A 19,593-nucleotide genomic window follows, 5' to 3' on the forward strand; every position below is an offset into this window, starting at 1 on the left:
TACTCTTCTTTTGTTACAACTGCGAAAGATTGAATTGGCTCCCTTAGTCCATTTTTGGTAATTATTTTTCTGAAAAAAAAAAATAAATTCGATTTGGATTTCAATTTATATCACTAATGCGTAGACTGTGACGATCACACTGATCAAAGCGATCAGCTGTAAAATAAATTTCCCATGAAAACTGCGTTTCATCATCATCAGGTTTTTGATGTCGACCATAGGGCCAAACACTAAAAATGCCACAATCGCATTGGTACCAAACAGACTCAATAACGATGAGCCGACAAAAGCATCTGCTTCTGAACAAAGTGACATCGTGAAAGCCAAGACTAACATGACTAAAATACCGATGATTTTCGAAGAGGTCAGCTGCAGCATAAATTGTGTCGGTAAAAAGACTTGCATCCCGCTCGCAATCAACGCTCCAATAATCAAATAACGACCTGTGTCAAAGAATTCATCAATGCTATGAACCAAGACAGACCAAACCTGCTGACCAAAGGATTCCTTTTCAGCTGTTTCGTGATGATGGTGCTGATGCTCCCCATGATCATGCTCGTGCAGTTCTGCCTTTAAAATCGGTGTTCGATTGAAATAGGCGATCCATGAACCGATCAGCAAAGCTACGATAAAGCTTCCTACTGCTCTCAATAAAGCGAACTTCATACTGTTGCCAAAAGCGATATATGTAGAGAATAATACGATCGGATTAATAATCGGTGCCGTTACCATAAAAGCAAACGCTGTATGCTCCGGTACCCCTTTCCGCATGAATTGAGTGACAATCGGAATAATACCGCATTCACAGGAAGGAAAAAAGAATCCTATAAAAGAACCTACTAAAATAGCTAAAAATTTATTTTTAGGCAATATTTTTTGCACACGCTCTGGTGTCAAAAAAACTTGCAATGCACCAGAAATGATACAGCCTAATAGAACGAACGGAATCGCTTCAATGACAATCGATAAAAAAATTGTACTCATTTGCAATACCGAATGTGGTAGAAAATTAAACATAGGATTCCCTCCAATTTTGCACTGTTTTAAGATATACTCTTTTTTATCAAAAGACACAAGAAAATTTCGATTCACAAACTTTTTTTAAGACTTTTTTTATAGTTTTTTCCCCTAAACGCAAAAAAGCCCGCTCATCAAGAGCGGGCTTTTATTTGTTATTTTACAGCGTCTTTTATTATAGCGGTCTTACCACTTGTTCGCTCTGGTACAAAATAGCTTTAAATCAGCGTTTAATAACACTTTTTATAAAAGGGAATTTTTGGCTAGAACGGACTAGTTAGGTTTTTTTGCCCCTTTTTTGCCCCTTTTTAGTCTTAATATTCTGCCTATGCTATACTAAACCCGAGGTGATTATATGGATAAATTTACTGGACTGCTGACCAAAATCAGAGTGATAAAAGAAAAACCGCTGTTAGTAAGATTTACACTGATCACAGAAACGGACGCAATTAATTGTCTAATCGCTAAAGAAATGTTGAGCAAACAAATAATGATGTTGCCTGACGACAAATACACGGTGGCGGTGAAAGGATATTTCAACAAAAAAGGACAGTTAGTTATCAGAGAATTGAGGATTCTAGATAAAGATGATTTTACTAATCGATTGGGTCTGTAAGAAACTATGCGGTTGTCGGCAAGACAAGTATCATGCTAGAATTTGAATCAAGTAGATTCCAACAGAAGAAGGTATGAAATGAAGGCTGGCGAATTATTAAAACAATTGACTGTGAATCCTTTTCATGAGGACTATACAGGGATATTTACGCAAATGGGCAGTACCATCATTCCGCTGACTACTGCCAAACCTGATGATGAAGGAAATCTTATCTTTTTTCGCCAGAACAGGAAGGCTCCCATGAGTACTAAGACTTTATTTTCTATTTTGCTGCTACATAAGAAGAATATTTTCTGTTGGAATAATCACAAGATCGCCATATACAGTTTTAGAATTGACCACGGAAAGATTATTGTATAAGAGCCTGAATTTTCGGGCTTTTTTGGTTTTATCAACACAAATATCCCACTCCTCGGATCAATGAGAAGTGGGGTAAGAAAGTGAGGTTAAATGTCCTCTGAAATAAGTATAGCATATCTCCATCAGAAGTTGGTAATCAATTACTATTCGTACTTTCTAATTGGATACTTCCTCTAACCATAGAAAACATCTTCCCGCAGTTTGTACATTTCCAATAAAAAGAAGCATTGGGACGCTGAGCTCTGGCTAATATCTCGCCACAATCACATTTGATATAAGTGGGCGGCCAAGAAAGACCTTTGCTAAACTCCGTAATCGGTACCATATTAGGATTAAAACATTCACGTCCATCGATCATTTGTGGTTCCTCTTTTCCTAAATTTGCACCTATTATACAACTTCTCAAAAAGCAAAAAAAGACCCTCTCAGATTAACGAAAAGTTTATATGCTATCTCACAACCAACACATTGCACGGTGCGTGATTAACAACGTAGGCGGTCGTAGAGCCAACCAGAACGCGTTCAATTGCTCCTTTACCGGTTGCGCCCATGACGATAAGATCAATATCTTCATCTTTAGCATAATTAACAATTTCGTGTTTAGCAACTCCTACCGAAACCTTTTTTTCAATCTTCATCGTAGATTCATCTTGTGCAATGTCATCTAACATATCTTTTGCGCGTATTAACAATCCAGAGGTGACTTCTCTCGCCATTAATGGAGCATGAGAAATCGTGGAAATGTCTATACTAGTTAACATTGTCAACTCGGCTTCATTTCTCTTAGCAATAGCAATTGCTTCGTGCACTGCATCTTTTGACTGACTTGAACCATCGACAGCTACTAAGACGAATCTATATTTGGCTTCCATTGTTACGCCCTCCTTTGTAATCATAAAAGATTTGTTCAATGTATTGATTAGTCATGATTATCAGCTATTAACGAATCAATTCGAGAATCAATATCTTTTTGTACCATTAAAGATCTCAAATAGGGATACGCTACCGCTTCAGGCAAAATAAACCACGCAGCTTGATACCCTCTTCCTGTAGTAGGGAAGCCCTTATCTTCTTCGTTATCACCATCATACCGAATCCCATAAACCTCTGTATTTTTCCATCTTAATTTTGCTATTGAGTAACCTTTACCCGTTTTGGTCCCATCTTCTACAATGCGCAATAATTCAATTTTTTCTTTGGGACTGATAACTTCTTTTGGTGAAACCACTGTAAATGCCTCCTTTGATTTAATTATTGAGGAATTTATCATATGACGTTTCGTTCCTTGCAGAATACAATCTAAAATCTTGGGTTACCTTACAACTAAGACGTTGCAAGGTGCGTGACTTACAACGTAAGATGTAGTAGACCCCACTAGGGCTCTCTCGATTGCTCCTTTACCTGTTGCTCCCATAGCAATTAAATCAATTCCTGTTTCTTTTGCAAACTGTACAATTGAAACCTTTGGGGTTCCTTCTACTTTACGAATAGTATAATTAAAGTCTGATGGTAAATGCTGCTCTATTTTCTCAGCAACTATTTTCGATCGTTCCTCTGCCAATTCACGCACATACTGAACGATACGTGCATCAGCTGTTGCGATAGACATATCGGTAACTGTTAAGATATACAGATGAGAGTCGTTTCGTCGAGCGATTGATAGTGCTTCCTTTAGGGCCTTATACGATTGTTCAGAGTCATCAATAGCAACTAAAATTTTTCCATAATTGTCTTCCATTGTAAACGCCTCCTTTATTTAATTATAAGGGAATTTGCTTATTTAAGGAAATGATATACAAGAAAAGTCTAGCGAATAGATGGTGTGCACGGTACGCTTGAGGTTCTTATGTCCACTCAACTATACACAACTATCCGCTAGACCGTTCGATTAGTAAGGAATCCTTCAAACTCCCACAATCCTTTCGTGCCGACTCTCATCGGCAGGTTCACTATTTGTTTGCCATTTCTGACAATCTATCGGGAATTCTCTATCCCTTACACCTGTTTTATACCACATAAAGAAAACGATTACAAAATATTTGCTCAAAAATACCATGATGACAAAATTTAGTTTAGCTTTTGGGATTAGCCGCATTGCTCTACCGCGCTTTACTTACTAATAATAACTGTTAAAATAAAAACAAGAGTAGCAGAATTTCCCCCAGAGCCACTTCCCCAAGTTCTCTGATTCTGCTGCTCTCTTTTTGAGTGATACTTATGCTTGAAAACAGTTTAACGAAACTCTGTATTTTTTGCAAAGAAAACGAAAAAAAGACCGGCTTAATATATGGGTGACAGCCGGTCTTGAAACAAAATGTTAGCAATGATTACTAACAAGTTTAATTATATCGTACTAATTTTTCATGTCAATTCAAAAAAATAGACTGACCGAAAGCTAGATCGGCCAGTCAGCATGCATTGATAAAAGGATGCCCCATAAATATTATTAATTTACCACTAAAATGAGATATGTCAACAGAAAAATACAGACTGACCAGGAGCAAACCGGTCAGTCCTAACATTGCATCGAGGTGCTACCTTCGATGTCTTTATTTTACACATTACTTTAAAATAAATCAAGACACTCTAACAAATGAACGCCCAGCCTGAAAAAGACTGGGTGCCGATCGAGATGTAACTTTGTTATGAAAGAAGAAGTAAGTTATGGTAACTTACAATTTAACTATAACTCTTTGATTATTAAATTACAATTGTTTTTTAATATTTAAACCCCTTAGTGTGCGCCGGATTAATTCCAATATCCTTCGCCTTACCCATCTCTTGAATCTCTTTCTGTCAAGGGCCATAATAAAATGTTGGTTTTGGGCCATTGAAATTGTAGGTAGTTTTCTCTTTATCGTTTCGTTTCTTTTCCTTTCGTTTCACTATAACTTTTCATTCGATAGGAAGGTCCTGTAATTTGAATAATTTTAGAATGATGGACCAATCGGTCCAATAAAGCATTAGTCAATTTCTTATTACCAAAAATTTCGGACCATTGAGACAGAGGAATATTCGTTGTAATAATCGTTGATTTTCTTTCGTATCGCATATTAATTAGTTGAAACAGTAAGTTAGATCCTTCTTTTGAGAAGGGGAGATACCCGACTTCATCAATAATTAATACAGAATAGCTCGCATATTTTTTGAGCATGGTATCACTTGTCCCACGTTTATGTGCCCGGATAAGTCGATTAACCAGTTCTGTACTAGTGATAAATAAACAGCTCTGCCCTCTATCAATACACTCTAAACCAATTGAAACGGCTAAATGGGTTTTTCCAACACCGCTATTTCCAATGAATAAAAGGTTGTCATACGTGTCTAAAAAGCGTAATGTCACTAAATCTTGAATTTCACTTTTTTTGATTTTGGGTTGAAAATCAAAGTTAAAATCATGAAGGCGTTTATGATAGGGAAACATTGCCCGTTTTAAAATTTTTCTTTGGGTCTCCTTTCTACGATAGCTAATTTCTTGATGTGTTAATTCAAATAAAGAATCAACTAGAGATTGTTCATTTTTAGCTACTTCATCTAAATGGGCAGGTAAAATTTCTTTGATACAGGTAAGATTTAAATCTGATAATTGATTTAATAACTGATGGTAATTTGACATATGAGCCTCCTTATAATTCATCGTAAGCATCTAAATTTTCTTCTACAAAGCGCTCCAACTCTTCGTCTTCTAAGTATTTGAAGACATCAGATCGAAGAATCTCAAGAGAGTCATCACGTTGATAATTTAAGGTTTTTTTGCTTAATGGGTGCGAGCGAATACATTGATGGCCATACCAAATGAATAGACTGTCCTTACGGACATCTAAAGTTACCTCTTTACCAATATATTTCACGGGAACAGAATACTTTGAGTTTTGATATTGGACCATGGATTCAATGGAAACTTTTCTAATTACGTGTTGGGTTCTAGAAACATATCTGACTAATTCTAAACGATTGAAAGGACGCAACACCGATTGTTCATCTATAAGAAGCTTAGAGGGATGATTATTCACTGCTTGAGAACGTTCATTATTTAAGTCATTCATAAACTCATAGACGATTCGTTTTAGCTCCTGCTCATTTTCAAACTCGTAGTTAAAGACCATTAAGCGGTTAACAGTACGAGCTAAAGCTTCAACTTTGCCTTTGGTTTGTGGACGAAAAGGGCGACAAGCAATCGGATTGAATCCAGCATCTTTAGCAAATTGACGAAATTTTTCGTTAAAAACGGTTTGACTAAATTGGCTTTTACTTCTATCAACAACTGTTTTCATATTGTCAAACCAAATTTCTTGAGGAACACCATTCCCGCAGTACTCAAACGCATTGACCAAACAATTGAAGACATTCGCTTGGGTTCGATCAAAGGTTACCTCTAAGTATTTCATGCGAGAATAGCCTAGAATATATAGAAAAAGATTGAAGTAAAAGACTTCACCATGTTTACTCACCATCTTAATATTTTCTTTCCAATCGACTTGAGCAGAAAGACCTGGCGTCGTTTCAATTCGAATGGTTGCTTTTTTTACACGCTTTTCTCGATAGTTCCGACAATATCGTTTGACGGTGGTATAGCCACCTTGATATCCTTTTTTCTTAATAAAATAATAAATTGAAGAAGCGGAACAGCTTAACTCCATTTTATCTTTAATAATTTCTTCAAAACCGCTTAATAAAAGAGGAGCAGAAGATTGTCTCTTTTTGATCTGTTCTACTTCCCCTTTAGTTCCAGCTTCATAGTAACGCTTGACTGTTCGGTAATCACAATTATATTGCTTGGCCATGGCTGCATAGTTAGGTTGAATATCGTTCATAATGTGTCGTAAGACTCCTTCTAAGACATCTTTTCGCATGAGTCACTCTCCTTGAATGGTTTCATGAAAAAGAATATCAGATTTTAAATCTAACCTACATTTTCGATGGCCCTTTTCCTACATTTTATTATGGCCCTTGACACCAATCGCGCCATTCGTTTCGACCTTGATTCCATAGCCCATTCTTTTAGCAGCCTGCTCAAGTGATTCCGCCGCCATGTACGTATGCGCGATGCCCGCCGCACATGCTGTGACAGCAACAATGTTTCTCTCCATTTTCTTGTACCCCCAGTTATTTATTTTCCATTATGAAGATTAACTTAATAACATCTATAAATAAAGCGTTTTCGGATTTTTGGGTACTAGTACCAGCTTTTAATGTAATCTTGGGATTAATTTCAGTTTCATCTTTGCTCATATTTAAATGATTATCACGCGGAAAAAGTAGCACTCCAACTTGTAAGCCACACTAAATAAACTAAGAAAAAGTTACTTTTTCTTAGCTTGCAGCTGGTCACAATTCAATTTGTCTTACACCAAATATTCACTTTTAAAAGCCATTAATTGTTTCAGGTAAAATTCTTTTTAAAAATTTTCGTGTCCGCTCTTCTTTTGGTTGAGTAAAAAAAGTGTTGGGCGTTCCTTGCTCTACAATTTGACCTTGATCCATAAAAATTACATGATTGGCGACATCTCGGGCAAAGCTCATTTCATGGGTCACTACTACCATGGTTACCCCTTCTTTTGCTAATTGCCGCATCACCTCCAGCACCTCTCCTATTAGTTCTGGATCTAACGCCGAAGTGGGTTCATCAATCAAAAGAACTTCCGGTTTGAGTGCGATCGCCCGCGCGATCCCTATACGCTGCTGCTGTCCGCCAGAAAGTTCATGTGGATAGTACTTTTCAAAAGCACTTAGCCCAACTTTTTCAATGGCAGCTTGAGCGATTCGCAACGCTTCCTGTTTAGGAATTTTGCGGGCGATGATCAATCCCTCCAAGACATTTTCTAAAGCGGTTTTATTCGCAAATAGATTGTAGTGTTGAAAAACAAATGCGGTTTTTTTGCGTATTTGTGTTATTTCTTTCTTCTTGATTTCGGCAAGATCATACTTCTGCTGGTTTATTTCCAGCGTGCCGGAGTCCGCTTTCTCAAGACCGTTCAAGCAGCGCAAGAAGGTTGTTTTTCCTGAACCGCTGGGACCTAAAATGACTACCACATCGCCTTGATTAACCGCCAAGCTAACGTTGTTGAGAATCTCCTGCTGATAAAATTGTTTGCAAATATTTTGGACTTTTAGCATGCTGTTGCTCCTTTCTAGCCGACTGATAATTTAACCGCTTGCTCAACAGATAAAATAGGCCTTGCACCCCGCCGCAAAGTAGCAAATAGACGACGAATATCACTAAGTAAGATTCAAAATACTGATAACCATGGGCGGCTTGCACCTTGGCGATGGCCGTAATATCTTTGATCGTCATGACGAAAACCAACGATGTTCCTTTTACTAAACTTATCGTTAGATTGGATAAATTCGGCAACGCCGCGACTAAAGCTTGCGGAAATATAATTCGCCGATATGTTTGATAGTTGGTCAACCCAACCGACTGCCCCGCCTCTAACTGCTGCTGGCTTACGGTCGAAAGTGCGGAACGAAATACCTCTGATAGACTGCCCGTTGTCAACAAGCCAAAAATGATGAAGGCATAGTACAAAGGAGATAAGTTGAAGATATTGATTGAACTATTTACGGCGGTTAGCAGTCGATTTAATAAACTGGGTAAGAGACTATAAAAGAACAAGATCAGCAGAATCGGCGGTGTCGCTCGAATAAAAGCCAAATAAATAACCGAAAAAGTTGTTACACCTTTTACTTTGTGAATCCGGCCGAGTGCTAGCAAAATTGCTGGGCCGATACTGAGCGCAATGGAGACGACAGCGATCAATAGTGTCACTGGAACTCCGCGTAGTGTTAAAAGGAACGTTTCAATAATATAAGTCCAATTCATTTAAGCCGTCTCCTTTCGTTGCGGAACTAAAATCAATTCTAGTCCCTGTGTCGCGATAGCTAATAACAATGCCATTCCCCAATAGATAAATGCAGCAGCGGAATAGACTTCCAATGAATGATTGCCAAAATTTTGACTGATCAATAAATTTGCTCCCCCAAGAATATCTACCAAGCCAATCGTATAAGCTAACGCAGCATCCTTCATCAAATTTAATAATGCGGTAGAGAAATTAGGTAAAGCGATTCGAAAAGCTTGAGGAAGAATAATCCTTCTAAATGTTTGATTTTGACTCAATCCAACACTTAAGCTTGCTTCCGTCTGCCCTTTTGGGACTGCCAAATAGGCTGAGACAAAAACTTTCGAGATCATAGCCGCAAACAACAGTGTCATAGCGATCACAGTGAATGTTGTCCGCGACCACTCCTCACTTCGGATACCCAACCACCAAAATAAAAATTTGGGCAATCCATAAAAAACAAGAAACAATAAAACGATTGGAGGTGTGCAGCGCAGAATAAAAATATATCCCTCAGCCCAACGGCGAATCATTCGTTGAGGCGCAAACGTTCCCCAAGAAACAAGAAATCCCAATAGTGTTCCAAAAAGAACCGTCAACCCCATGACTAGTAAAGTTTTGGGAATGTAGCCAGTTAATTGAGGGATCGTTTGCCAAACTTTTGACCAATCATAACGAACCATTTAGCTTCCTCCTATTCCTGAATAAACTTGAAAACATCCTCACCAAAGTATTTTTTGGACAGCTCGATCAAGGTCCCATCACTCTCTAATTCCTTAACAGCTTTGTCATAAGCAACAGAGAATTTTTCATTCTTATCATTGCGGTGCAATAGCGGGAAAGTTGGAATGCCCTTATAAGGAACGTAACTTAACTGATCAGCATATTGATGATAAGAGCCTTTCTCGTTTCTAACCGCCTCCTCAAAAGATAACTTAATGTCAAAATAGGCATCATAGCGTTTTTCTAACACCCAAGCATACGCATCAGAGACATTGAAAGCCTCAGCTGCCTTTAACTGGATCGGGTGTTCGGTGTGTTCCTTGTTGTATTCTTCGATCACATTCCATTGTGCATTTTGTGGTGAAATAGGTACTAATTTCCCTCCAAACTTTGCGATATCATCAATGCTTTGATATTTTTGTTCGTCCGTCTTACGAACAGTAAACCCAATGATACTAGCTCCGATCTTTTCTTTAGGAATAATGAATTTTTCAGCACGCTCTTTTGTGTACCAGGCACCCTTGACGCCAAGATCGTATTTTCCTGATTCTAATCCAATCAACAGATCATCATCGCTGGTCCCGGTAAACTTCAGCTTATATTGGGGCAGCTTTTTATCGACCGCTTTAAGAACCTGCACCTCAAAACCGTCGGATTCACCCTTATCATTGATATAATCATATGGCACATAATTCTGAGTGTGAGCAACATTGATTGTTGTAATCTTTTCTTCCGCAATCGCCTTTTTATTACTGCTTCGAATGCCCAATGTCAACGCAATAATCGCAATTGCTGCAATACCTACTACCAATCCTTTTTTCATTATTCATCCTCCATTCTGCTATACAAAGCGCTTCGCTGCTTGTCGAACCAACTCAAGATTTCTTAATGGAATATCATTGGGAACTGTGCAATCTGCTCCAAGAATAATGCCGGTAGTTCCAGCTTCTTCTAATAACGCGTTAACCGCGGCTTGAATTTTCGTCGGTTTACCGCGATATAAGAGTCCCTGACTCGAATTTTCAAATCCGCCGATCACTGTTTTATTGAAAAACTTTTGTCCTTCAGCAAGTGAGACGCCTTCTGGTCCAACCGCCCAATTCACTGCGGCGGCCGGATAATCTTGATACAAATGCAAATCATTTTTTGCTCCTTCATATCCGCAGATATGCAAGATATTTTGACCACCGGCCGCATTCGCGGCTTCTAAAACCTTTCGTTCACTCGGTTGAATAAAATCTTGATAAAGCTCTCTGCTTACCCGTTCATCCTGAACATTCTGCACACTTAGGTAGATGCCGTCGATTGCCGTTTCTGTCAAAATCCTCGTTACTAAATTCACTAAATCATCCGCAATGATACCAAGAGCTTTTGCCACCAAGTCGGGGGCCTCGGCCAACAAATCAATAAATTGCTTTTCGCCTCCCGGAAGCTGCCATTTAAGATAAGTAGCTGGCGCAAAAATATTATAGAAAGCCGCAATCTCTTCAACAAATTGATTGGTCTGCTGATTTATTAAATCAACCTGTCCTTGATTCCATGAATGTTCTTCCCCAATTGATTGAAATTCCTTAAGGTCTGATACCTCTTCAACCTGTTGAATTGCTTTATTGGGATAATAGAAATACCCATCACTCATCAACTTCACAAAATCCGGCTGAAATTCCTCAATGAACTTTCGATGTCCAGCGATATTTTGTTGAATCGTTACTTCGTTCGGAGCCGCCTCCTCTGGCTTTTCCAAAAAGTGAAACCAAAACCCTACAGGTACACGCTCGACCTTTTCTTGATTTAACGCTCGCAACACTAACTCTTTTTTTGTCATAAAAACACTCCTTATCTCTTTTAGGTAAACAAAAAGGACCTGAAAAATTTTCAAGTCCTTTGGTCATCATTAAATTTCGCCATACGCTAATGCCGCCATTTAAAGGTATGCCAAAGAACATGATGGGCATAGACACATCATGTTTGGCATCATCATTTTGTTTGTTCGTCTTGTGTCCTTCATGATTGCTCGCTCCTTTCAGAATTGTTCTATCTCTAGTAAATCAACTATACCAGCTGCTAACTTGCTTGCCTAATTGAGATTTTTTATGACTATTCATTGCTTTTTATTATGATGCATCACTTCTCTTGCAATGTTTTCTTTAGTTCCGTTAGAAAATAAGTGCCAAGCTCAGTTGGTTTGCGCATCCGGTTGCTTATCACTACCAAAGAGTGCTGGTCCGCATCCTCCAACGGACGCAAAACGATCTGATCTTTGGTTAATCCTTTGATTATTCCAAGACCAGAGGCATAAGCATCTGAAGCGGCCAATAAATTCATTAAGGTGCCTCGATCATTTGTATAATAGTTCGAGCGCTCCTTGGATATACCGATGGGGTCTTCGTTCAGGTAGGCTGATCCGTGATCTTCTTGAATAAATCGAACCTGCGGATATGCCGACAGATCGTCTTTTGTTATTACCTCTTTAGCCGCAAGTGGATGATGAGCGCCCAAATATATATGCGTTGAAAAATTACCTAGAACCTCAAAGTTCAGACTTTCTTGATTGAAATAGCGTTCCAGCATTCGTTTACTTTGCTGATTAAGATAGATGATCCCCAATTCGCTTTCAAAATCGCGGATACTTTCAAGAATTCGTTTGGTGGTTGTTTCATTCAAATAGAAATTTTGGCAAACTGACTGAAATTTTTCTGCGACCTTCATAAACGGTTCATAGAGAAAATCATAATGCTGGCAACTCACCGTAAAACTCTGCTTAGTTCCCAACAAAAAATGCTTTTCCATTTCTTCAACCTGGGCTAAAATTCGTTTAGCGTAGGTCAAGAAATCACTGCCAGCTTCTGTCAGGCACGCACCTGATTTTGACCTATGAAACAATTGTACGTCCAACTCGTTTTCCAGCTCCTTGATGGAACTGGAAAGACTGGGTTGAGTCACAAATAATTCTTTCGCCGCCTGACTGAAGCTTCCAACCGTAGCGATCGTTTGGACATAGCGATATTGCTGTAAGTTCATGTTCACCTCTCCTGTCTCACGTTTTTACTCTTCAAAAGCGCCAAAGCCTTGAGCCAGATCCCTCAACAAATCTTGACTATCTTCTATACCAATCGAAAGACGTAATAAATTATCTGTTAGCCCATAGGATTCTCGCAGGTCTTTCGGAATATCAGCATGGGTTTGAGTAGTCGGATAAGTGATCAATGTCTCCACTCCGCCCAAACTTTCGGCAAACGTGATCAAATTCAAATTTGCTAAAAAGTGATTGATTTTACTCGCGTCTCTGACATAGAAGCTGATCATTCCGCCGATGCCGGGATACAATACTTTTTCGATCTGCGGAAAATCTTTTAAGGCTTTGGCGATTTCCTGCGCATTGCGTTCCTGTTGTTCAAAGCGGATTTTCAAGGTTTTTAAACTGCGAATGAATAACCAACTGTCAAAACTTGATAACGTTGGTCCGGTCGTATTGCTCAACCAAGCCAATCTTTCTCCTACATCCGACTCCTTCGCAACGACGACCCCCGCCAGCAAATCGTTGTGTCCGCTTAAAAATTTCGTGCCAGAATGAACGACGATATCAGCACCTTCTTTAAGCGGCTGCTGTCTTAACGGAGTAGAAAATGTATTGTCTACGATCAGACAAGCTTGGTACTTATGAGCTAGTTTGGCCGTATCAGCGATCGAAACTTCTTGCATTAAAGGATTCGTCGGTGTTTCCAAAAATACGGCGTCGATTTTTTTAGTTAGTTGACTCTCTAAGCTGTCAAAATCATCGAAATAATGAAACACGGAAGAATTCTGCCGTTCCAGCTCTTTGAAATAGCGATAACTGCCGCCGTAAAGATCACGAGAAACTAAAAATTCACTTTTCGCCGGAAACAAATTGAAAACTAATTGGATCGCACTCATACCGGAGCTTGTCACGATTCCCTGACTTCCTGCTTCTAACTTCGCCAAGGCCCCCTCCAAAATATCTCTGGTGGGATTTTTCGTACGAGTATAATCATAGCCGGTACTCTGTCCTAATCCCGGATGAGAAAAAGTCGTTGATAAATAAATCGGTGCAGATACTGCTCCCGTTTGATCATCCTTATGATTGCCGATTTGTGCCAATTCTGTCGCTGTCTGATACATATTGATTGCCTCCCTTAATTTTATGATCAAGCTTTATTAGATTTCTGATTGCTGTTTCTATGATTTCTGGACTTGTCGCCAAGTTAATACGGATGAAACCTTTAGTCTCAGGCGAAAACCATTCTCCATAATCGATCGCTAAGCCTGCTTCGTCCTGGATAAAGCGTTTCATATCTAAACTAGGCAGCCAAGCTCTCAAATCGAGCCAAGCCAAGTAGGTTCCTTGAAGCTCGCTGATTTCTATTTCAGGAATTTGCTTCGTCAATCGCTGCGTCAGTAATTGATAATTTCCCTCTATCACCGATAACAGATCAGCCAGCCATTCATCGCCTGTTCTATAAGCAGCCCGAGCGGCTGTTTGCCCAACCACGCTAATTCCTGTTTGACGATAAAGTTCTTCCCATTTCTCATATCTCTTGCGCAAGTTTTGATCCGGCAGCCAAATATGAGCATTCAGCAAGGATGCTAAATTAAAAGTTTTTGATGGCGCATTGCAGACAATCAAATGATCCAAAAAATCTAGTTCCGTCGCGATCGTCAGTGCTGAAATAAAAGTATGCCCCGGTAAAATCAAATCAGAATGAATCTCATCAGAAATGACCAGTACATCATATTTTTGACACAGAGAAAGAATCGCCTTCAACTCTGTTTCTGTCCAAACCCGTCCAACTGGATTATGGGGCGAACAAAGAATGAACAGCTTAATCTCATTTTCAATCAATTGCCGTTCGAAATGTTCAAGGTCCATCTGATAGCCAGCCTCTGTTTCAACCAGCTCTGAGGTGATCAATTGTCGCTGCTGATTGTTCACAACATCGAAAAAAGGATAATAGACTGGCGGCTGAATAATAATCTGATCCCCTACATTGGTGAAGCATGCGATCAAATCATGAATTCCTTGAACGACTCCCGTTGTAAAATGCAGCCACTCTGCTTGAAAGATCGTCTGTTCATGCCGACTCTGCCATTCCTGATATGTCGAGAAATAATCCGCTGGTGTTAGCGAATAACCGAACACACCATGAGTCATTCTCTCGATCAAGTCGGCTTGAACCGAATCAGGCGCCGCAAAATCCATATCCGCTACCCAAAGCGGGGTTAAATCCGCATTGTCATAACGCTCCTGCAGCGCGTCCCATTTTAATGAATCGGTTCCCTTTCTTTTTCGATAATACTTCTGAATAAATTTCGCGGCTTCCATGTGCTCACTCCTTTTCCTTAAAAACAAAAAACGCCCCTTTGTCATTCGACAAAGGGACGGATCAGACCGTGTTACCACCCAAATTCGTATTATATAAAATACCTCGACAGTTCCAAAAAGAAACTCGGTGAGGTAACGGTCACTGCCGTCTAACAAGCGTTAACCCGTTAGAAAACTCAGAGCTCATCTTCATTGAGTTTGCCGTATCCTCTTTCTCACCAGCCGAGGTCTCTGTATCAAGCAGCGTCAATTACTCTTCTCTTCAACGTTCTATTATTTAAATCAATCTAATTATAATCATTGTGCCATCTTTGTCAAATAAAACTTTAAATTAACCTGCCTTGATTTGACCGTTCAATACGTTCTTTGTATTCTGACAAATGTGTTTGGCGACGTCGGCATTGTTCATCGTGTAGAGATGAATCCCCGCCACATCCTGCGTGGACAGATCCACGATTTGATCGATCGCATAAGCCAAGCCCGCTTCTTTTAGCGCGATCGGATCGTACTCATATTTTTCTAAAATAGCCAAAAATTTTCGCGGCAATTTTGTATTCGTAGTCTTGATCAGCCGCAACGCCTGATTGCGATTAACAATTGGCATGATCCCCGCTAAAATCGGGACCTTGATATCCGCTAGATAGCAGGATTCCTGAAATTGATAAAACAATTCGTTATCAAAAAACAACTGAGTAATCAGCTGCTCACAACCGACAGAAACCTTATGTTTCAGATTTTTAATATCCTCCACGCGATTATGGGATTCGGGATGAGTTTCCGGATAACAAGCCCCGCTGATATGAAAATGCGGCGCCGCCTTTTTCACGTAATCGATTAAATCACTAGCATAGACAAAATCCTTTTTTGGCGGCAAATCGGGAAGAATATCTCCCCGCAAAGCCAATATCTGATTGATCCCGATCTGATCAAGCTGTGTTACAAGTTCGACCAACTGTGCTTGACTGAGATACGCGGCCGGCAAATGGGCGATTGTCGGAACATTTAGTTCTTTATGAATATAATCCGCAACTTTCAGCGTAGTCTCCTCAATCGTTTGACGGTTATTGCTGCAGGTGACACTAATAAAATCAGGCTGCAGCTGCTTTAGCTCCTTTAAAGTTTTGAAAAGTTTCTCGGCACCAATTTGCGTATTGGGCGGAAAAACTTCGAAGGAAATCGTACTAGACATAGGCTATAATTCCTCTCTGACTTGCTTTACCGCTTCCGTCATGTTGGTCAAACTAGCGGTCGTTTCCGGGATACCGCGTGTTTTCAAGCCGCAATCAGGGTTGATCCAGACTTTTTCCAGAGGAACTTTCGCCAGAATCTTATGGATCGTCTGTTTGATTTCATTTACTGCAGGCACTCGTGGAGAGTGGATATCATAAACACCTGGACCAACTGCTGTTCGGAAATGTTGCTGCTTCAGTTCGTCTAGTATTCCGAGATTCGAGCGGGAAGCTTCAAAAGAAATCACGTCCGCATCCATTTGATCGATCGCCGGAATAATATCGGTGAATTCGCTATAGCACATATGCGTATGGATTTGGGTCGCTGCCTGCACCTTGCTGTGAACCAATCGAAAGGCTGGAATCGACCAATCCAAATATTCAGAGTACCAATCGGTTTTTCTCAGCGGTAATTTTTCCCGCAATGCGGCTTCATCAATCTGGATGACTCGAATCCCATTTTTCTCCAAATCAAGGACTTCTTCTTGAATCGCCAAAGCGATTTGCAGCGTCGAATCCTTCAAGCTGATATCCTCCCGTGGGAATGACCAATTCAAAATAGTAACGGGGCCCGTCAGCATGCCCTTCACGATTTTGTCCGTTTGTTTTTGCGCGTAGGTCGACCATTTCACCGTGATAGGTTTTTCGCGAGCCACATCGCCCCAAATGATCGGTGGTTTTACGCCGCGGGTACCGTAAGATTGCACCCAGCCGTTCTTGCTGAATAGGTACCCCGACAGATTTTGTCCAAAGTATTCCACCATGTCATTCCGTTCAAATTCCCCGTGAACCAAAACATCTAACCCAATTTTTTCTTGCCATTCCAGCCAGTCATTGATTTGCTGAGCGATAAACTGATCGTAAGCTTCTTCGCTAATTTCCTGCCGCTTGTATTTTGCTCGTGTTAATTTGACTTCTCTTGTTTGCGGAAATGAACCGATCGTCGTAGTCGGTAATACCGGATAATCAAAAGCTGATTTCTGAATAGTTTCCCGCTGCTCGAAGGTTGGTTGCCGCGTGTAATCCTTCTCTGTTAGAGCGTTGATTTTTTCTTGTACGGCATGATTTTCTGTAAATCGACTTTCCGCAAACAATTTCTGATTCACCTGCAACACGTCTTTTGCTCCAGTTAGTATATCTGCTATATCTACAAGTTCTGCCAGCTTCTCTTTGGCGAAAGCGAAATGCTGATTGATTTCTGCTGAAAAAGTTTCATTCTCAGTCGTAAAAGGTACATGCAGCAGAGAGCATGAGGTAGTCAGTACCAGCCTCTCAGATTCGATTTCTTTAAGAGCCTCAATCGTCTGCTGGTAATTATTGCGCCAAATATTTTTTCCGTTCACGATGCCGGCGAATAATAGTTTGTCTTTTGGGAAACCTTGTTTCACTAATTCCAGCGTTTTGCGTCCTTCCACAAAATCCAAGCCGATCCCATCAAATGGCAGTGCGATAACTGTTTCGTAAGCATCACGAATATCACCAAAATACGTTTGCAGCAAAACTTTTATTTGAGGTTCCGTCAGTAATTTTTCATAAATGGCTTTAAACTCTGCCAGCTCTTCGGTTGTTACATCCTTCACTAGACTTGGTTCGTCTAATTGAATCCATTCAGCGCCTAAAGCACCAAGTCTTTCAAAAATTTCTTTGTAAGCCGCAATCAGCTCATCAGTGATTCTCTGCTGATCCGTTCCCAGCTCAAACTCACTGAGCTGTAGCAGCGTATACGGTCCGATAATTACTGGCCGTGTCTCAATCCCCAGTACCTTGGCCTCATGATATTCTTTAAAAATTTTATCACCGCTGACAAAAATACTTGTACCTTTCTCAATTTTTGGCACGATATAGTGATAATTCGTATTGAACCATTTTTTCATCGGCCTTGCCTTGATATCCCCCTTTTCTCCCTGATAGCCGCGAGCCAAAGCAAAGTACTTCTCACTTTCGGTTAGGTTCAATGTCTTTACTTCTTGCGGAATGATATTTAATAAGCAGGCCGTATCCAAGGTTGTGTCATAAAAAGAAAAGTCGTTGCTGGGAATTCCGTCAATACCACTTTGCTTGATCAATTCCCAATGCTTCTGTCGCAGTTCTCTCGCAAAATCCGTTAATTCACTAATCGTTAACTCATTTCTAAAATATTTTTCCGTAGCAAATTTTAATTCTCTATTTTCCCCAATTCTCGGGAAACCGATAATCGTTGTTTTCATATTTTTTCCTCCTCCAGTTGTGTTACGGAACACAATAGCACGCATTTTTTTGCTTGAATAACTGAAAAAAGTAATAACTAGTTATAGCCAATACCTATAACCTCCGTTATACTCTTAAAAAAAGCGAGGTGGAAATATGCGATTACAACAACTGATTTATTTTGAGAAAATTATTGAAAAAGGTTCGATCAACGAGGCTGCCAAAGCTTTATATCTGACCCAGCCAAGCTTGTCCAACGCATTAAAAGAACTGGAAAGTGAAATGAAGGTGCAGCTGCTGGTGCGAAATAAGCAGGGGATCATTCCCACGTCGGAGGGTCGTGAATTTCTGATCTATTGCCGCCAAATTTTGGATCAGGTCAATTTGTTGGAGGAAAAATTTAAGAATGAACCGCTCCGTAAACAAAATTTTTCGGTCTCTGCCCAACATTATGCTTTCGTGGTACACGCCTTTGTAGAGCTGCTGCGGACAGTAAATGCCGATGAATACAAATTCACCTTACGTGAAACAGAAACGGAAAATATTTTTGATGATCTGGCTAGCTTCAAAAGTGAGTTGGGAATTTTGTATTTGAATTCCTTCAATCAGCAAGTATTAACTAAATTGTTCAAAGAAAAGGGACTCGAATTCACCCCGCTTTTCGAAGCAAAGCCGCATGTTTTTGTTAGCCGCAGCAATCCGCTCGTTGCCAAAAAATCACTAAAATTGGCGGATCTTGAAGATTATCCCTATCTGTCTTATGAGCAAGGCGAAACCAACTCTTTTTATTTTTCCGAAGAAATTCTCAGTACTTGGGATCGAAAAAAGAACATCAAAGTCAGCGATCGCGCCACCATTTTTAACCTGATGGTTGGACTAAATGGCTACACGATCAGTTCCGGTATTATTAGTAGTGAGTTGAACGATGACAAAATCGTGGCCATTCCCCTAGAATATAACGATGTGATCACGCTCGGTTGGATCAAACAGCAGCAACTGGAACTTTCTCCGGTAGCTCAAAAATATTTGGAGCTGCTCGAGGAACACATTCGCGGATATGGCTTTGACATAATTGTTTAGACTCATCAAACAGTTATTTTAATACACAAACGATTGTCCGTTAAATAAAAATCGTTTTAAAATAAATTTAGTTTTATCCTTTAGACTAAAATCGTTTATCATGCCTATTTTTCCTCTTTTATCACCATTACCAATTTATTGTTAACACAATATCCTACATTCCCTATCAACCACAAAATAATCCATCTATCGAAATCA

Annotated in this window: 20 protein-coding genes, 1 pseudogene and 1 other annotated feature; of the genes and pseudogenes, 3 read left to right on the forward strand and 18 right to left on the reverse strand. The window is 39.8% G+C overall.

Annotated features, from left to right (window positions below):
* Positions 1-105 precede the first annotated feature (105 nt).
* Positions 106-1,017, reverse strand: coding sequence for a permease (locus I585_RS12475; RefSeq protein ID WP_010742147.1), 912 nt, complete (start codon positions 1,015-1,017; stop codon positions 106-108).
* 355 nt (positions 1,018-1,372) lie between these two features.
* Here I585_RS12475 and I585_RS12480 point away from each other — a divergent pair, with 355 nt between their 5' ends.
* Together I585_RS12480 and I585_RS23405 are read left to right on the forward strand one after the other, a co-directional pair.
* The gene (locus I585_RS12480) at positions 1,373-1,633 is read left to right on the forward strand and encodes a hypothetical protein (RefSeq protein ID WP_010742148.1); all 261 of its coding nucleotides are present in this window, start codon (positions 1,373-1,375) and stop codon (positions 1,631-1,633) included.
* Positions 1,634-1,711: 78 nt separating this feature from the next.
* Positions 1,712-1,993, forward strand: a complete 282-nt coding sequence (locus I585_RS23405; RefSeq protein WP_010742149.1) for a hypothetical protein — start codon at positions 1,712-1,714, stop codon at positions 1,991-1,993.
* 136 nt (positions 1,994-2,129) lie between these two features.
* Here the strand turns inward: I585_RS23405 and I585_RS12490 are convergent, their stop codons facing one another.
* The 17 genes and pseudogenes from I585_RS12490 to metE all read right to left on the reverse strand — a co-directional run bounded on the left by I585_RS12490 (position 2,130) and on the right by metE (position 18,335).
* A complete protein-coding gene (locus I585_RS12490) occupies positions 2,130-2,351 on the reverse strand; it encodes a hypothetical protein (protein ID WP_010742150.1) in 222 nt (73 codons plus the stop codon).
* 91 nt (positions 2,352-2,442) lie between these two features.
* Positions 2,443-2,865, reverse strand: coding sequence for a universal stress protein (locus tag I585_RS12495; protein WP_010742151.1), 423 nt, complete (start codon positions 2,863-2,865; stop codon positions 2,443-2,445).
* 47 nt (positions 2,866-2,912) lie between these two features.
* On the reverse strand, positions 2,913-3,221 hold the full coding sequence (locus tag I585_RS12500; RefSeq protein ID WP_010742152.1) for a hypothetical protein: 309 nt from the start codon (positions 3,219-3,221) through the stop codon (positions 2,913-2,915).
* 84 nt (positions 3,222-3,305) lie between these two features.
* Positions 3,306-3,731 (reverse strand): universal stress protein, encoded by a 426-nt coding sequence (locus tag I585_RS12505; protein WP_010742153.1) that lies wholly within the window; start codon positions 3,729-3,731, stop codon positions 3,306-3,308.
* 1,116 nt (positions 3,732-4,847) lie between these two features.
* Positions 4,848-5,609: an IS21-like element helper ATPase IstB gene (gene istB / locus I585_RS12510; protein WP_003129321.1), complete on the reverse strand. Its 762-nt coding sequence runs from the start codon at positions 5,607-5,609 to the stop codon at positions 4,848-4,850.
* 10 nt (positions 5,610-5,619) lie between these two features.
* Entirely contained in the window at positions 5,620-6,846 is a 1,227-nt protein-coding gene (gene istA / locus I585_RS12515; RefSeq protein ID WP_005237732.1) for an IS21 family transposase, read from the reverse strand.
* Positions 6,847-6,942: 96 nt separating this feature from the next.
* Positions 6,943-7,083 (reverse strand): annotated as a pseudogene (locus I585_RS12520) (PTS fructose transporter subunit IIB); the annotation flags it as partial.
* A gap of 274 nt (positions 7,084-7,357) precedes the next feature.
* On the reverse strand, positions 7,358-8,110 hold the full coding sequence (locus I585_RS12525) for an amino acid ABC transporter ATP-binding protein (RefSeq protein WP_010742157.1): 753 nt from the start codon (positions 8,108-8,110) through the stop codon (positions 7,358-7,360).
* Positions 8,049-8,816, reverse strand: a complete 768-nt coding sequence (locus tag I585_RS12530) for an amino acid ABC transporter permease (protein WP_010742158.1) — start codon at positions 8,814-8,816, stop codon at positions 8,049-8,051. The genes I585_RS12525 and I585_RS12530 overlap by 62 nt, the downstream gene beginning before the upstream one ends.
* A complete protein-coding gene (locus I585_RS12535) occupies positions 8,817-9,518 on the reverse strand; it encodes an amino acid ABC transporter permease (RefSeq protein ID WP_010742159.1) in 702 nt (233 codons plus the stop codon). It lies immediately after the preceding gene.
* Positions 9,519-9,529: 11 nt separating this feature from the next.
* A complete protein-coding gene (locus tag I585_RS12540; protein ID WP_010742160.1) occupies positions 9,530-10,381 on the reverse strand; it encodes a transporter substrate-binding domain-containing protein in 852 nt (283 codons plus the stop codon).
* Between the two features lie 18 nt (positions 10,382-10,399).
* Complete coding sequence (locus tag I585_RS12545) at positions 10,400-11,383, reverse strand: uroporphyrinogen decarboxylase family protein (RefSeq protein WP_010742161.1); 984 nt, start codon at positions 11,381-11,383, stop codon at positions 10,400-10,402.
* A gap of 299 nt (positions 11,384-11,682) precedes the next feature.
* Positions 11,683-12,579 (reverse strand): LysR family transcriptional regulator, encoded by an 897-nt coding sequence (locus I585_RS12550; protein ID WP_010742162.1) that lies wholly within the window; start codon positions 12,577-12,579, stop codon positions 11,683-11,685.
* A 24-nt stretch (positions 12,580-12,603) separates the two neighbouring features.
* Positions 12,604-13,698, reverse strand: coding sequence for a PLP-dependent transferase (locus I585_RS12555; protein ID WP_010742163.1), 1,095 nt, complete (start codon positions 13,696-13,698; stop codon positions 12,604-12,606).
* A complete protein-coding gene (locus tag I585_RS12560) occupies positions 13,655-14,899 on the reverse strand; it encodes a MalY/PatB family protein (protein ID WP_010742164.1) in 1,245 nt (414 codons plus the stop codon). Before I585_RS12560 ends, I585_RS12555 begins: the two co-directional genes overlap by 44 nt.
* A 49-nt stretch (positions 14,900-14,948) precedes the next feature.
* Positions 14,949-15,174: a binding site (T-box leader), on the reverse strand.
* A gap of 56 nt (positions 15,175-15,230) precedes the next feature.
* Complete coding sequence (metF, locus tag I585_RS23410; RefSeq protein WP_010742165.1) at positions 15,231-16,088, reverse strand: methylenetetrahydrofolate reductase [NAD(P)H]; 858 nt, start codon at positions 16,086-16,088, stop codon at positions 15,231-15,233.
* A 3-nt stretch (positions 16,089-16,091) separates the two neighbouring features.
* On the reverse strand, positions 16,092-18,335 hold the full coding sequence (gene metE, locus I585_RS12570; protein WP_010742166.1) for a 5-methyltetrahydropteroyltriglutamate--homocysteine S-methyltransferase: 2,244 nt from the start codon (positions 18,333-18,335) through the stop codon (positions 16,092-16,094).
* 136 nt (positions 18,336-18,471) lie between these two features.
* Here metE and I585_RS12575 point away from each other — a divergent pair, with 136 nt between their 5' ends.
* A complete protein-coding gene (locus I585_RS12575; RefSeq protein ID WP_010742167.1) occupies positions 18,472-19,395 on the forward strand; it encodes a LysR family transcriptional regulator in 924 nt (307 codons plus the stop codon).
* The last annotated feature ends 198 nt before the right edge of the window (positions 19,396-19,593 follow it).

The organism is Enterococcus malodoratus ATCC 43197 (genome assembly GCF_000407185.1).
Lineage (GTDB): Bacteria > Bacillota > Bacilli > Lactobacillales > Enterococcaceae > Enterococcus_A > Enterococcus_A malodoratus.